Genomic DNA, 14,211 nt, shown 5'->3' with positions numbered 1-14,211 from the left:
TATAAGTTATTGATAAATAAATCATACTTAGATGAGAAACAAAATTTGCAAAGAACTCAATAATACAGATATTGGTAAATTAGTTAATTTATGCGGATGGGTAGATAGAAGAAGAGATCATGGTGGTGTAATTTTTATTGATTTAAGAGACCATAGTGGATTTCTACAAATAACAATTAACCCCGATGATGGTGCAGATCTATTTAAACAAGCAGAAACTCTAAGAAATGAAACAGTAATAATGGTTAGCGGAATTATTAACGAAAGGCCAAAAGATTCAATAAATAAAAATTTAAGTACTGGAGAGTTAGAGCTTAAAGTTAAAGATTTGCAAATTCTCAACCAAATTAAAAAAAACCTACCTTTTCCAGTATCTATACATGATTATGAAAATACAAAAGAGGAACTCAGATTAAAATATAGATACCTTGATTTAAGAAGAGGTAAATTACTAGAAAATTTAAAAACAAGACATAAAATTATTAAAGTTGCTAGAGAATTTCTTGATAATTTTGGATTTACAGAAGTAGAGACTCCATTACTTACAAAATCAACTCCAGAAGGCGCTCGCGATTTTCTTGTTCCTGCTCGTCTTTCGAATGGAGAATTTTTTGCTCTGCCTCAATCCCCACAACTATTTAAACAACTTTTAATGGTGGGAGGTCTAGATAAGTATTATCAAATCGCAAAATGTTTCCGTGATGAAGACTTAAGGGCAGATAGGCAGCCAGAGTTTACTCAATTAGATATTGAAATGAGCTTTATTAGTGAAGAAGAAATAATCTCTTTTAATGAAAGTCTTATAAAAAAAATATGGAAAGAAGTATTAAATATTGATTTTGATAATGCTTTTCCAAGAATGTCATGGCAAACAGCAATGGATAATTACGGCACTGATAGACCAGACACTAGATATCAAATGTTATTAAAAGATTTAGGAGAAGTATTAGGTAATATTGGCTTTAATATTTTCACCAAGGCAATTGAGTCTGGAGGTTCTATAAAATCCATAACAGTCAAAGGAGGAAATTTAAGTATTAGCAACGTAAGAATCAAACCCGGAGGTGATATCTTCCAAGTAGCTCAAGATGCAGGAGCTGGTGGTTTGGCCTTTATAAGGGTCAAAGGAGATGAGCTTGAGACTATTGGGGCAATTAAAAATAATCTAAATAAAGAGCACATAGCTGATATTTTAAGAATCACCGAAGCGCAAGATGGAGACTTAATCCTCTTGGGTGCTGGAGATAAACAAATTGTCAACCAGTCATTAGATAGAGTGAGACAATACCTCGCAAAAGACTTAAATCTCATAGATAAAAGTAAATGGAATTTCTTATGGGTAACTGATTTCCCCATGTTTGAGAGAAATGAAGAGGAGAATAGATATGAAGCTTTACATCATCCTTTTTGTTCTCCAAAAAATATAAAAACTAAAGATCCTGAAAACTTACAAAAAGAAATAGAGGACTCAATAGCAAATGCTTATGACTTAGTTCTTAATGGCTTGGAATTAGGAGGTGGCTCTTTACGTATTCATGAAGCAAACTTGCAAAGAGAAGTTTTGAAAACGGTAGGACTTACTGATAAAGAGATTAATGAAAAATTTGGATTTTTAATAGAAGCCTTAGAAATGGGTGCTCCTCCTCATGGTGGAATAGCGTTTGGATTAGATCGTATTGCCATGCTGATCATAGGTGCAGATTCAATCAGAGAAACAATAGCGTTTCCAAAAAATCAACAAGCAAAATGTCTGCTCACAAATGCGCCTTCAAATGTCTCAGAATCACAATTAAAAGAATTAGATATTGAAATAACAATTGATGAATAAGAATATATATGGATGTTCTAAAAGTTTTTTGTTTAAATAAAGTATAAGGAGGCAGTGCTTAATTAAGAATATTTAATGTCAAAATTTGTTTTTGTCACAGGAGGAGTAGTTTCTAGCATTGGTAAAGGGATTGTAGCTGCAAGCTTAGGTAGATTATTAAAGTCTAGAGGATATAGTGTTTCAATACTAAAACTAGATCCATATCTAAATGTTGATCCAGGCACAATGAGCCCTTTTCAACATGGAGAAGTATTTGTAACCGAAGATGGGGCAGAAACCGATCTAGATTTAGGTCACTACGAAAGATTTACTGATACTGCAATGACTAGATTGAATAGTGTAACAACGGGATCTATTTATCAAGCAGTTATTAATAAAGAAAGAAGAGGTAATTATAACGGTGGAACTGTGCAAGTAATACCTCACATAACGGGAGAAATTAGAGAAAGGATTCATAGAGTAGCCGCTAACAGCAATGCAGATATTATTATTACTGAAATTGGTGGAACAGTTGGTGATATTGAATCTCTACCTTTTTTAGAGGCAATAAGAGAATTCAAAAATGATGTCAATAGGAACGATGTTGCATACATACATGTAACATTACTTCCTTACATCAAAACCTCTGGCGAAATAAAAACTAAACCAACACAACATTCAGTGAAAGAATTAAGATCAATTGGAATTCAGCCAGATTTACTTGTATGCCGAAGTGATCAATCTATCAATGAGGCTCTTAAAAAAAAGCTTAGTGGTTTTTGCGGTGTCAATATCAACTCTGTGATTGAAGCATTAGACGCAGACAGTATTTATTCTGTACCTCTTTCTTTAAAAAAAGAAGGTTTATGCAAAGAAACCCTGAAGTATTTAGACCTTGAAGATAAAAAATGTGATTTGAAAAATTGGGAGCAACTAATACACAACCTTAGAAATCCTGGAGATCCAATAAAAGTTGCCCTTGTAGGCAAATATATTGAACTTGGAGATGCATATTTATCCGTTGTTGAAGCTTTAAGACATGCATGCATTGAACAAAAGGCTTTATTAGATTTACATTGGGTAAGTGCTGAAATGATAGAAAAAAATTCAGCAGAAACTTACTTAAATGAAGTTGATGCAATTGTCGTACCCGGGGGATTTGGCAATAGAGGAGTCAATGGAAAAATTTCGGCTATAAAATTTGCAAGAGAAAATAAAATTCCCTTTTTAGGTCTTTGCCTTGGTATGCAATGTGCAGTTATAGAATGGGCCAGGAATGTAGCTAATCTTCCAGATGCATCTAGCTCAGAACTAGACCCAAATACTCCCAATCCAGTGATACATTTATTACCAGAACAGGAAGATGTAGTTGATTTAGGTGGGACAATGAGACTTGGGGTTTATCCATGTAGATTGACAAAAAATACAACTGGAAAAAACTTATATGATGAGGACGTTATTTATGAGAGACATCGACATAGATACGAATTTAATAATTACTACAAACAAAGTTTTATAAATTCTGGATACAAAATTAGTGGCACATCTCCAGATGGCAGATTAGTAGAGTTAATTGAGTTAGAAAATCATCCATACTTCTTAGCCTGTCAATATCATCCTGAGTTTTTATCACGACCTGGCAAACCTCATCCTTTATTTAAAGGATTAATAAAAGCCTCTCAAGATAAATTAACTCAATCAAATTAATATTCTTTATTTTTTTGAATGAAAATGACAAATTTTTTACCCTTAGTCGAACAATTTCATTCATTACAAGGTGAAGGTTATCACGCTGGAAAAAGTGCTTTTTTTGTAAGATTAGCCGGATGTAAAGTTGGATGTTCGTGGTGCGATACCAAAAATTCATGGGACGAGAAAAAACACCCTTATATATCAATTGAAAAAATAATAGATCGTATAAAAATTGCCAGAAAAAAAGGAGCATCTTTTTGCGTTATTACAGGTGGAGAACCTTTACAACATAACTTGGATAATTTTTGCAAAGCCATAAAAAAAATGACGATGGAAGAAGAACAAAAGCCAATGAAGATTCATATTGAGACAAGTGGAGTTAATTCGATATCAGGAAGCTATGACTGGATTACTTTATCTCCTAAAAGACACTCACCCCCAAAAAATTATTTTTTAAAAAACTGTAATGAAATCAAAATAATCATAAATGAAATAGAAGATATTGAATTTGCTATTCAAATAAAAAAAGAAACTTTTAAACAGTATCAACTCTCTAAAAGCGAAAATTGCTTAAAAAAAGAAGATAAAATTTTTTATTTACAGCCAGCATGGAACAATGCGAATGGGTTTTCTCTTGCTATCGATTTCGTAAAAAATAACCCCGATTGGAAATTGAGCCTTCAAACTCACAAATACTTAAAAATTAATTGAAATTATATGACTCTTAAAAATAAATCGATAGTAGTTTTATTATCTGGAGGTTTAGATTCTTCTACAGTTACTGGTATTGCCAAAAAATCCGAAGCTAAAATTTTTGGCCTTTCATTTGACTACGGTCAACGTCATAAAAAAGAATTAAATTCTGCATCAATAATTGCAAAACACTTTGATATCGAAGAATTTAAAATCATTAAGCTTGACTTATCTTTATGGGGAGGCTCATCATTAACTGATACACAAAAAAATATTCCAATAGAGGGAGTACAAACTAATAAAATTCCTAATACTTATGTTCCTGGGAGAAATACTATATTTATTTCCGTTGCACTAAGTTATGCCGAAGCAATAAATGCTGATTTTATAGGATTAGGAGTTAATGCACTAGATTATTCTGGTTATCCAGATTGCAGACCTGACTACATTCAAAAATTTCAAGAGTTAGCAGATTTAGCCAATAAAAGAGGAAGAGAAAATAATCCAATAAAACTTTGGGCACCACTATTAGATTTAAATAAAGAGGAAATTATTAAATTAGCTTTTGATAATCATGTCCCTTTAGATAAAACATGGAGTTGTTACTCGGGCAATTCAAAACCATGCGGTAAGTGTGATAGCTGCAGAATTAGAAATGCCGCTTATGAAAAATGGCTTAATAAAAATAATAAAAAATGAAAATAAAAAAAATAATTCTAGAAAAATGGATAGATCCAGCACTTATTACGCATAATCTCACAAAAAAATTCGGAGATAAAGGATTAGCTTGGCTAGACAGTGATGGCAAAGAAAATGGGGAATGGTCAATAATAGGAATTAAACCTAAAAAAATAATCCAATCAAGAGATATTAATAACTTAAACAAAACTAATAATCCATTTAACAATTTAAGAAATATTGAAAAAGGATTTTGGATCGGATGGTTAAGTTATGAAGCCGGAGTTTTCATAGAACCCAAAAACCCATGGCGAAAATCTAATATGGCAACTTTATGGATTGGATCATATGATCCAATTATTAAATGTAACCTGATAAAAAAAGAAATAATTATCGAAGGCACAAACTCATCTGAACTAATGAATTATAAGAACATAATCAACAATATTAAAAATATTGAAGAAAAAAATATTATTAAAACAAATTTGAATTTTGATTTTTCAAAGATTAATTTAGAGGAAATGGCTGAAAAATTTCAGAAAAATATTCTAAAATTGAAAAAATTAATTTCCTTAGGGGATATATTTCAAGCAAACCTAACAACTAAATGCGAAATTGAATCTTCCAAAAGCTATAGTCCTCTAGATATTTATTTAAAAATAAGAAAAAAATTAAGAGCTCCCTTTGGAGGAATAATTGTAAATTATGACAATAATTATAAAGAGGCGGTATTATCCACATCGCCAGAAAGATTTATAAAGTTAGATAATAAAAATTTTGTAGAATCAAGACCTATCAAAGGAACTAGATCCAGAGATAAGGATTTAAATCAAGATGCACTTAATGCTATTGATTTAATAACGAATGAGAAAGATAGAGCCGAAAATATTATGATTGTCGACCTTATAAGAAATGATTTAAGTAAAGTTTGCGAAACAGGAAGCATTATTGTCCCAGAAATATTAAAACTTGAAAGTTTTTTAAAAGTTCATCATCTAACTTCAGTAATCAGAGGCAAATTAAAAAAAGACAAAAACTGGATTGATTTACTAAAAGCTTGTTGGCCTGGGGGTTCTATAACTGGAGCACCTAAATTAAGATCATGCCAGAGACTTTTTGAATTAGAAGAATGTGAGCGCGGACCATACTGTGGCTCATTTTTGAAGCTTGACTGGAATGGAGAGTTTGACAGCAATATACTAATAAGATCATTTTTAATTAAAGATAAAAAAATCAATATATATGCAGGTTGCGGAATAGTTATTGACTCTAATCCTGAAGAGGAAACTAATGAACTAAAGTGGAAACTTTTACCATTAATTGATTCACTAAAATGATAGAAACACTAGGCTGGCACAAGGATCAATGGTTAGATATCGATAGAATATTTATTACTGCTAATAATAGAGGATTGAAATTTGCAGATGGTATATTTGAAACCATTTTGATAAAGAAAAACAAACCTGTTCTTTTTGACGAACATCTGAAAAGGTTAGAAAAAAGTAGCAAAATTTTAAATATTAATCTCAAAATAAATAAATTTACTTTGAGACAACTTATTAATGATGGGATTAGAAAGTTATCGCTTAAGAATGATCAATTTGCTTCAGTAAGAATTAACTATAGTCGAGGAACTAATAAAGGTCGAACACTAACAATTGATAGCACTTTAGAAACAAAAGATTTAGATAATTTATGGCTTGAGTTTTATAGAATAAAACCAAATTTTAATCCGATAAGCGTTTTTATTAGTCAAACGGAAAAAGTAAACGAATTCAGTCTTATAAGTAGATGCAAAACATTTTCATATAATCAGGCAATACAAGTCTTAACAGAGGCTAATAAAAAATCTTTTGATGATTCTATCCTATTGAATACGTCAGGTGAACTTTGTTGTGGAAGTACATTTAATCTTCTTATCAAAAGAAATAATCAATGGATAACGCCCAGAAAAGAGAGCGGCTGTTTAGAGGGAATTATGGTTTCTAAAGCTTTAAAATTAAAAATTGTAAAAGAAGAATTAATTTCTCCAGAATTTCAAAATGATGACATAATAGTTGCAATTAATAGCTTATCTTGCAGACAAATTAATCAAGTTAATGATTTAAAGCTAAAACCTCAATTTGATCCAATTTACTTTTGGGATTTATTATATAGTTGAACTTTATTGATATCTGATAAATAGACATCAGATACTTTAGTTATATTATTATTAACCTTAAATTCAACAATTTTTCCAATAATGATAATTGATGGGGCTAAAAATTCTTTATCTTTAATTTTATCTGGGAGATTATCTAATTTATCTATAAAACATTTTTGATTTTTCAAAGTAGCTTCTTGGATTACAGCGCATTTTGTATCCTTACATAAGCCGCCTAAAATTAATTCCTCTACAATAAATTCAATATTTTTTATACCCATGAAAATAACTAAACTATCTGAAGATTTAGCTAAATCTCTCCAATTGACACTCTTTTTATCTTTATCAACATGCTCATGCCCAGTTACGAAAGTTACAGAACTCGCAGCATCTCTATGAGTAAGTGGAATACCAAAATATGTAGGAGCAGCTATACCAGAAGTAATTCCAGGCACTATTTCAACTAGGACTCCATTTTTTTCTAAAAACGATACTTCTTCACCACCCCTAGAAAAGACAAATGGATCTCCCCCTTTAAGCCTTACAACATTTTTGCCTTCTTTTGCCAATTTCAAAATAAGAGCATTAGTTTCAGCCTGAGGTACAGAACACTTCCCAGCTCTTTTGCCTACATGAAAAATTTCTGTATTTTTTCCTGCCTCTTTTGTTATTTCATCAGGGATTAAAGCATCATGAACTAATGCATCACAATTTTTTATTAGGCGTAAAGCTTTAAGAGTTAAAAGCTCAGGATCACCAGGACCTGCTCCAACTAAATAAACAATGCCGGGCACAATAATCTCCATTAACAAGTATGGTAGTAAAAGTTAATCGCAATGAAGGTAAATATTGTGAAAGAAAGTTTATTAAAACCAAATAAAAAATTTACTCTCCTTAGTGCGTTTATCACTCTTCTAAATGATCGTTTAAGTGAAAGTATACTGTTACCCATATTACCCTCTTTTGTTTTACTTTTTGATTCTAAAGCAAGTACATATGGTTTATTATCATGCACTTATCAACTAGCTCAATTTACAGCTTCTCCTTTTATTGGGCTTATGAGTGATAGATATGGAAGAAGACCTGTCACCCTTTTTTGTATTACTGGTTCAGTAATAGGAATATCAATATTATCTTTTACAGTTCTTTTTAATTGGTCAAATTCAATAGCTTCTATCCCGTTATTTTTATTATTTTTAGCGAGACTAATTGACGGTTTAAGTGGGGGGACTGCCGCTACTGCAACAACAATTCTTGCAGATATTTCAAGCCCTGAAAAAAGAGCAAAAACATTTGGTCTTATTGGTGTAGCTTTTGGTTTAAGTTTTTTCTTAGGTAATATTTTTGTTGTAATTTTTGCAAGAAATACAAATAATAATTTCATTATTCCAGTTTTGATAGCCTCAATCATTCCAATAATAAATTTTCTCCTTGTATTTTTTTACTTACCAGAAACCAAGCCTAATAGTGACTTAAATAAATCAAAAACAATTTTAAAAAACCCTTTAAAAGCTCTATTTACAGTTTTCAAAGAAGAAAAGATTAAAAAATTATCATTAGCTTTTTTTATTTACTTTATTGCTTTTACTGGATTGACCAACATCCTTATATTTTTCCTTCAAGAATCTTTAAACTGGACGACCAAAGCATCAAGTGGAACTCTTGTTGTAGTAGGAATCATTGCAATTATCGTTCAGGGAGGATTAATTGGGCCTCTGGTAAAGCAATTTGGCGAAATGCGATTAACACTTATCGGATCAGGCTTTATTCTTGTGGCATGTGCTCTTTTAATAACTACTCCAAAAGAAAATGCAACAATTAATATTTATTCAGCTGTTTCATTTTTAGCCGTTGGGGCAGGGTTAATTACCCCCACTTTAAGAGCACTAATATCAAAGAAATTAGACATCGATAAACAAGGCTCAATTTTAAGTAACCTTCAGGGTCTACAGAGTCTTGGAGGCGTTTTAGGAATTGCAATGGCCGGAAGGGTTTATGATAGTTTTGGTCCTAAATCACCTTTTATAGCTGGTTCCGTTATCTTACTTTTCATGATATACCTTATTGCAGAGGGTAAAAATAATAATTCTTTTAACAATCAAAAATCAAAATTATCTTAATGAAAAGCCAGGCTGATTTTTTTATCAATAGAGAATTAAGTTGGATTGAATTCAATAAAAGAGTACTCCTAACTGGTATGGAAGAGGAATACAAAATCCTAGACAAAGTAAAATTTTGTTCAATTTTTAGTAATAATCTAGACGAATTTTTTATGGTAAGAGTAGCTTCATTAAAAGCTCAAGTTGAAGCAGGTGTTACAAAAAAAAGTATTGATGGACTTACCCCTAAAGAGCAATTAACGAAAATCAATAAAGAAGTTAAAAATTTAACGACTCTGCAAGAAAACTATATTAATAATGAATTAATTAATGAATTAAGAGAAAAAGGTGTATTTTTAAAAAAATACAAAGACCTAAGTGAAAATCAAAGAAATTGGTGCAATAACTACTTCACTTCATCTATTTTCCCTTTATTAACTCCATTAGTTGTTGATCCAGCACATCCATTTCCTTTTATAAGTAATTTAAGTCTAAATTTGGCAGCTTTAATACGGGATGGGGAAGATTCTAAAAATCAGTTTGTCAGAGTAAAAATACCAACAAAAAATATAAATAGATTTATACAAATTCCCAATGAAATTATTCAACATGGCAATGAAAGTACATATTTTTTTATCAGTGTTGAAGATTTAATCGGAAATAATATAAATACTTTATTTAAGGGAATGGAATGTATAAATTACTCTTTTTTTAGAGTGACAAGAGATGCAGATTTAGAATTAAAAGAACTTGAAGCAGATGATCTTCTTTTGGCAGTTGAACAAAGTTTACAAAAGAGAAGATTAGGTGGAGACGTAGTGAGATTAGAAGTTGAATCAGATATGCCAGAAAATATTCTGAAATTGCTCATTGAAAGTATCTCAATACAAAAAGAATATATTTACTTTTGCAAAAGTTTTTTAGGCCTTGATGATTTAAATCAACTTACAAAAATTAATAGAGATGATTTAAAAGAAAATCTACTAATCGGGAAAACTCACCCAAAATTAAAAAATTTAGATTTACCTGCAAACAAAAACTTCAATTCTATTTTTAATATACTTAGAAAACAAAATATCCTGCTGCATCATCCATACGACTTATTTAAAACTTCAGTTGAAGAATTTATAAACAAAGCAGCTGATGATCCGCTTGTCATGGCTATAAAGATTACTTTATATCGAGTTTCCAAGGATTCGCCGATCATTGCAGCTTTAATGAGAGCTGCAGAGAACGGAAAAGAAGTAATGACTCTTGTTGAACTAAAAGCAAGATTTGATGAAGACAATAATATTCAATGGGCAAAACAACTTGAACAAGCTGGAATTCATGTTGTATATGGAATCATAGGATTTAAAACACATACAAAAATAGCATTAATAGTAAGAAAAGAAAAAGGACGATTAAGGAATTATTTCCATATTGGAACTGGAAATTATAACTCTAATACTTCAATGTTTTATACAGATTTAGGATTACTTTCAACTGATCCTGATATTGCATCAGATTTACTTGAGTTATTTAATTACTTATCAGGTTTTTCTAAACAAAAAAGTTATCAAAAGTTATTAGTTTCTCCAGCATCTATGAGAGAAAAATTTATATTTCTGATAAAAAGAGAAATTAAAAATGCAAAGGAAGGCAAAAAAGCGGAAATAATTGCAAAAATGAATTCTTTAGTAGATCCAGAAATAATTAAACTTCTTTATTTAGCTTCAGACTCAGGTGTAAAAATTAACCTCATCATAAGAGGTATTTGTTGCTTATATCCACAAAGAAAAAATTTAAGTGAAAATATTAAAGTCATAAGCATTATTGGCCACTTTCTTGAACACTCAAGAATTTTTTGGTTTTATAACAACGGTAATAATGAGGTTTTTATTGGGAGTGCTGATTGGATGAGAAGAAATCTTGATAGAAGAATAGAAGCTGTTACTCCAATAGAGGATTATGAATTGAAATGTAAAATATACTCACTTTTACAAACCTACATTAAAGATGATTACTTTTCTTGGATAATGAAAGAGGATGGTTCTTATTCGAAATATGAATTAGATTCATCGGATAATCGTTCGCAAATTGACCTAATAAAAAATTAAATAAATATTGATTTTTACAACATTTTAAAAAAATACTTAAAATTTTAAATTTTTTTTAATTTTTAAAAAATCCATTAATATCAAGGGATTTCAAGAAAAAAGCATTTAAAAAAAAATTTTTGTCTTTAAAATTTCAACGTAAAAGTAGTTTTTATTCCGATTTCAGTGCTAGCTTTTTAAAAAATCCATTATTTAGGAGGCCAGGGTGATGGGGATCCCTCTGGAATCTGCGAAAAGCTCTTCAGATAATAATTTTGATGAGCCAAGATTACCAAACACTGCGGGCAAGTCTCGTAAATCGAAATCCAGTCTTACTGCAAAACAAAGCCAAAAAAAATCTGGCAGACTCGCTTCAGATTCAATTGGCTACTACTTAAGTAGCATTGGCAGAGTACCTCTTTTGACTCCAGCTGAGGAAATAGAGTTAGCTCATCATGTTCAGAACATGAAGAAGTTGCTGCAAATTCCTGAAACTGATAGAACGCAACAAAATCTTTATCAAATTAAAATTGGCAAAAGAGCTAGAGATAGAATGATGGCAGCTAATCTAAGGCTTGTTGTCTCAGTTGCAAAAAAATACCAAAACCAAGGGCTTGAATTATTAGACCTTGTCCAAGAAGGCGCTATTGGCCTTGAAAGAGCTGTAGATAAATTTGATCCTGCTATGGGATATAAATTCTCAACTTATGCTTACTGGTGGATTAGGCAAGGAATGACAAGGGCTATTGATAACAGTGCAAGAACAATCCGTTTGCCTATTCACATAAGTGAAAAACTATCCAAAATGAGAAGAGTTTCTAGAGAATTATCACATAAATTTGGTAGACAACCTACCAGATTGGAAATGGCAAATGAAATGGGAATTGATCAAAAAGATTTAGAAGATTTAATTTCGCAAAGTGCTCCTTGCGCCTCCCTAGATGCTCATGCAAGAGGCGAAGAAGATAGAAGTACTCTTGGTGAGCTCATACCTGATCCAAACTGTGAAGAGCCTATGGAAGGTATGGATAGAACTATTCAAAAAGAACATTTAGGAACTTGGCTTTCTCAATTAAATGAAAGAGAACAAAAGATAATGAAGCTCAGATTTGGATTAGATGGTGAAGAACCATTAACACTCGCAGAAATAGGAAGACAAATTAATGTTTCACGAGAAAGGGTAAGGCAACTAGAAGCCAAAGCAATATTAAAACTTAGAGTAATGACAACTCATCAAAAAGCAGCTTAACCAAATTGATAAAATTTACTGTAATTTTATTATATTTACTTGCAATTTTTCTAATATCAATAGTTTTTAAAAAATATAATGAAGATAGCAAAGAAATCGTAAGAAAAATAATACATATAGGAATAGGACCTTTACTACCAATTGCTCAATTTTTAAAAATTAATCAAAACTCTGCTCTGATTTTTACAGGAATCGTTTCATTAATTGTTTTCATCAATTACAAATATAAATTATTTCCAACAATAGAAGACGTTGAGAGAAAGAGTTATGGAACATTATTTTATTGTCTAAGTTTATTTATTTTGATTTATCTTTTCTGGGATAAAGATCCATATGCATTAATTACTGGATTTTTCATAATGACTTTTGGTGATGGATTAGCTGGGTTAATAGGAAAAGGCCTTAATTCAAAAAGTTGGATTTTTTTTAAACAAAAAAAATCTTTATTTGGCACTATGACAATGTTTTCAACGAGTTTGATAGTAGTTTGCTCAATAGGATACGCCCAACAAAATAGTTTAAATTTAAATTATCTTACATTAGCTTTTTTTGCGACATTGCTCGAACAATTTAGTGTTTTAGGAATAGATAACTTCATTGTTCCAATTTCTTCAGCATTATTTTTTAATTTTTTTATATCTAGCTAAGTGAATTGTATAAAATAGCAAGTAATCCCATTGTTGTCTCTATATCTATACATGCATCTGTAATGCTTCTGCCAAACTCAAGATCCTCTTTTTTTAAAAGTTTTTGATTTCCCTCCTTCAAATGACTTTCAAGCATAACTCCTAAAATATTTTTTTCGCCGTTACTTATTTGAGAAGCTATGTTTTTCAGCACTTCAGACTGTTTTCGAAAGTCTTTATTGGAATTTCCATGACTACAATCAATCATTACTTTATGAGGAAGATTACATTGCCTTAATTCAGATGAAATTCTTTGAACATGATGACTTTCAAAATTTGGACCTTTTGAGCCGCCTCTTAAAACTATATGTCCATCTGGATTTCCCGTAGTATTAACAATAGAAGCCATTCCATTAGAATTTACACCTAAAAAATGATGTGATTTTGAAGCCGACTGCATTGCATTAATTGCGGTATTGAAAGAACCATCTGTCCCATTTTTAAAGCCTATAGGCATTGATAATCCTGATGCCATTTCCCTATGTGTTTGGCTTTCAGTAGTCCGCGCACCTATAGCTGTCCAACTTATTAAATCAGCAATATATTGTGGGACAATTGGATCCAATAATTCAGTAGCAGAAGGTATTCCACGAGTTGCTAGATATGAAAGCAAACTTCTTGCCCTTCTTAAACCAGTATTAATATCATAAGAATCATCTAGATGAGGATCATTTATCAATCCCTTCCAACCAATAGTTGTTCTTGGTTTTTCAAAATATACTCTCATAATTATTTCTAATTTATCTTTATACATTTCTCGTAATTTTTGAATATATTTTGAATATTCCTTTGCCGCTTCAAGATCATGAATTGAACATGGACCCACAATGACTAAAAGCTTCTGATCATTATGATGCAAAATATTTTGTATCGATCTTCTTGTTTTAGATACTGTATTGGCAGAGTCGTGATCTAAGGGTATATCATTATGTAATCTGCTTGGAGGTATTAATGGACGTGTTTCAAGAACATGTAAATCTGATGTCTTTTCTAAAGCTGAATTATTTGATGATGTCGTCATTGATTAATTAAGAAGTTTGAATATTTAAAAAAGCATTTATGAATACTCTCCTTTTCAATATTAAA

Annotated in this window: 12 protein-coding genes; 10 read left to right on the top strand and 2 right to left on the bottom strand. The window is 31.0% G+C overall.

Annotation, left to right across the window (positions count from 1 at the left end):
* Positions 1-31 precede the first annotated feature (31 nt).
* The 6 genes from aspS to JJ842_05490 all read left to right on the top strand — a co-directional run bounded on the left by aspS (position 32) and on the right by JJ842_05490 (position 7,031).
* Positions 32-1,828, top strand: coding sequence for an aspartate--tRNA ligase (gene aspS / locus JJ842_05515; protein ID MBO6971370.1), 1,797 nt, complete (start codon positions 32-34; stop codon positions 1,826-1,828).
* A gap of 75 nt (positions 1,829-1,903) precedes the next feature.
* The gene (locus JJ842_05510; protein ID MBO6971369.1) at positions 1,904-3,514 is read left to right on the top strand and encodes a CTP synthase; all 1,611 of its coding nucleotides are present in this window, start codon (positions 1,904-1,906) and stop codon (positions 3,512-3,514) included.
* Between the two features lie 24 nt (positions 3,515-3,538).
* A complete protein-coding gene (locus JJ842_05505; protein ID MBO6971368.1) occupies positions 3,539-4,210 on the top strand; it encodes a 7-carboxy-7-deazaguanine synthase QueE in 672 nt (223 codons plus the stop codon).
* Positions 4,211-4,216: 6 nt separating this feature from the next.
* Positions 4,217-4,891, top strand: coding sequence for a 7-cyano-7-deazaguanine synthase QueC (gene queC / locus JJ842_05500; protein ID MBO6971367.1), 675 nt, complete (start codon positions 4,217-4,219; stop codon positions 4,889-4,891).
* A complete protein-coding gene (locus JJ842_05495) occupies positions 4,888-6,207 on the top strand; it encodes an anthranilate synthase component I family protein (GenBank protein ID MBO6971366.1) in 1,320 nt (439 codons plus the stop codon). The genes queC and JJ842_05495 overlap by 4 nt, the downstream gene beginning before the upstream one ends.
* Positions 6,204-7,031, top strand: a complete 828-nt coding sequence (locus JJ842_05490) for an aminotransferase class IV (protein ID MBO6971365.1) — start codon at positions 6,204-6,206, stop codon at positions 7,029-7,031. Before JJ842_05495 ends, JJ842_05490 begins: the two co-directional genes overlap by 4 nt.
* Here JJ842_05490 and cobA read toward each other — a convergent pair.
* Positions 7,004-7,807 carry a uroporphyrinogen-III C-methyltransferase gene (gene cobA, locus JJ842_05485; protein ID MBO6971364.1) on the bottom strand — a complete coding sequence of 268 codons (804 nt, stop codon included), beginning with the start codon at positions 7,805-7,807 and terminating at the stop codon, positions 7,004-7,006. The genes JJ842_05490 and cobA overlap by 28 nt on opposite strands.
* Before the next feature lie 57 nt (positions 7,808-7,864).
* Between cobA and JJ842_05480 the strand changes: the two genes are divergently transcribed.
* From JJ842_05480 to JJ842_05465, 4 genes are all read left to right on the top strand, one after another.
* Positions 7,865-9,133, top strand: coding sequence for an MFS transporter (locus JJ842_05480; GenBank protein ID MBO6971363.1), 1,269 nt, complete (start codon positions 7,865-7,867; stop codon positions 9,131-9,133).
* Positions 9,133-11,211, top strand: a complete 2,079-nt coding sequence (gene ppk1 / locus JJ842_05475; protein MBO6971362.1) for a polyphosphate kinase 1 — start codon at positions 9,133-9,135, stop codon at positions 11,209-11,211. Before JJ842_05480 ends, ppk1 begins: the two co-directional genes overlap by 1 nt.
* A 208-nt stretch (positions 11,212-11,419) precedes the next feature.
* On the top strand, positions 11,420-12,439 hold the full coding sequence (locus JJ842_05470; GenBank protein ID MBO6971361.1) for an RpoD/SigA family RNA polymerase sigma factor: 1,020 nt from the start codon (positions 11,420-11,422) through the stop codon (positions 12,437-12,439).
* 5 nt (positions 12,440-12,444) lie between these two features.
* On the top strand, positions 12,445-13,086 hold the full coding sequence (locus JJ842_05465; protein ID MBO6971360.1) for a dolichol kinase: 642 nt from the start codon (positions 12,445-12,447) through the stop codon (positions 13,084-13,086).
* On the opposite strand, the gene JJ842_05460 is transcribed toward JJ842_05465, so the two are convergent.
* A complete protein-coding gene (locus JJ842_05460) occupies positions 13,079-14,146 on the bottom strand; it encodes a 3-deoxy-7-phosphoheptulonate synthase (protein ID MBO6971359.1) in 1,068 nt (355 codons plus the stop codon). The genes JJ842_05465 and JJ842_05460 overlap by 8 nt on opposite strands.
* Positions 14,147-14,211: the final 65 nt, after the last annotated feature.

The sequence above is a fragment of the Prochlorococcus marinus CUG1433 genome (genome assembly GCA_017644425.1).
Lineage (GTDB): Bacteria > Cyanobacteriota > Cyanobacteriia > PCC-6307 > Cyanobiaceae > Prochlorococcus_A > Prochlorococcus_A marinus_U.
Note: the sequence above shows the minus strand (reverse complement) of the source record. Positions and strands in the feature narration are given on the sequence as shown.

What these genes read in the sequence shown, in the direction of transcription:
- aspS (MBO6971370.1), top strand. Translation starts at nt 32, where the DNA reads ATGAGAAACAAAATTTGCAAAGAACTCAATAATACAGATATTGGTAAA.
- ppk1 (MBO6971362.1), top strand. Translation starts at nt 9,133, where the DNA reads ATGAAAAGCCAGGCTGATTTTTTTATCAATAGAGAATTAAGTTGGATT.
- JJ842_05510 (MBO6971369.1), top strand. Translation starts at nt 1,904, where the DNA reads ATGTCAAAATTTGTTTTTGTCACAGGAGGAGTAGTTTCTAGCATTGGT.
- JJ842_05490 (MBO6971365.1), top strand. Translation starts at nt 6,204, where the DNA reads ATGATAGAAACACTAGGCTGGCACAAGGATCAATGGTTAGATATCGAT.
- JJ842_05460 (MBO6971359.1), bottom strand. Translation starts at nt 14,146, where the DNA reads ATGACGACATCATCAAATAATTCAGCTTTAGAAAAGACATCAGATTTA.
- queC (MBO6971367.1), top strand. Translation starts at nt 4,217, where the DNA reads ATGACTCTTAAAAATAAATCGATAGTAGTTTTATTATCTGGAGGTTTA.
- JJ842_05470 (MBO6971361.1), top strand. Translation starts at nt 11,420, where the DNA reads ATGGGGATCCCTCTGGAATCTGCGAAAAGCTCTTCAGATAATAATTTT.
- JJ842_05495 (MBO6971366.1), top strand. Translation starts at nt 4,888, where the DNA reads ATGAAAATAAAAAAAATAATTCTAGAAAAATGGATAGATCCAGCACTT.
- JJ842_05505 (MBO6971368.1), top strand. Translation starts at nt 3,539, where the DNA reads ATGACAAATTTTTTACCCTTAGTCGAACAATTTCATTCATTACAAGGT.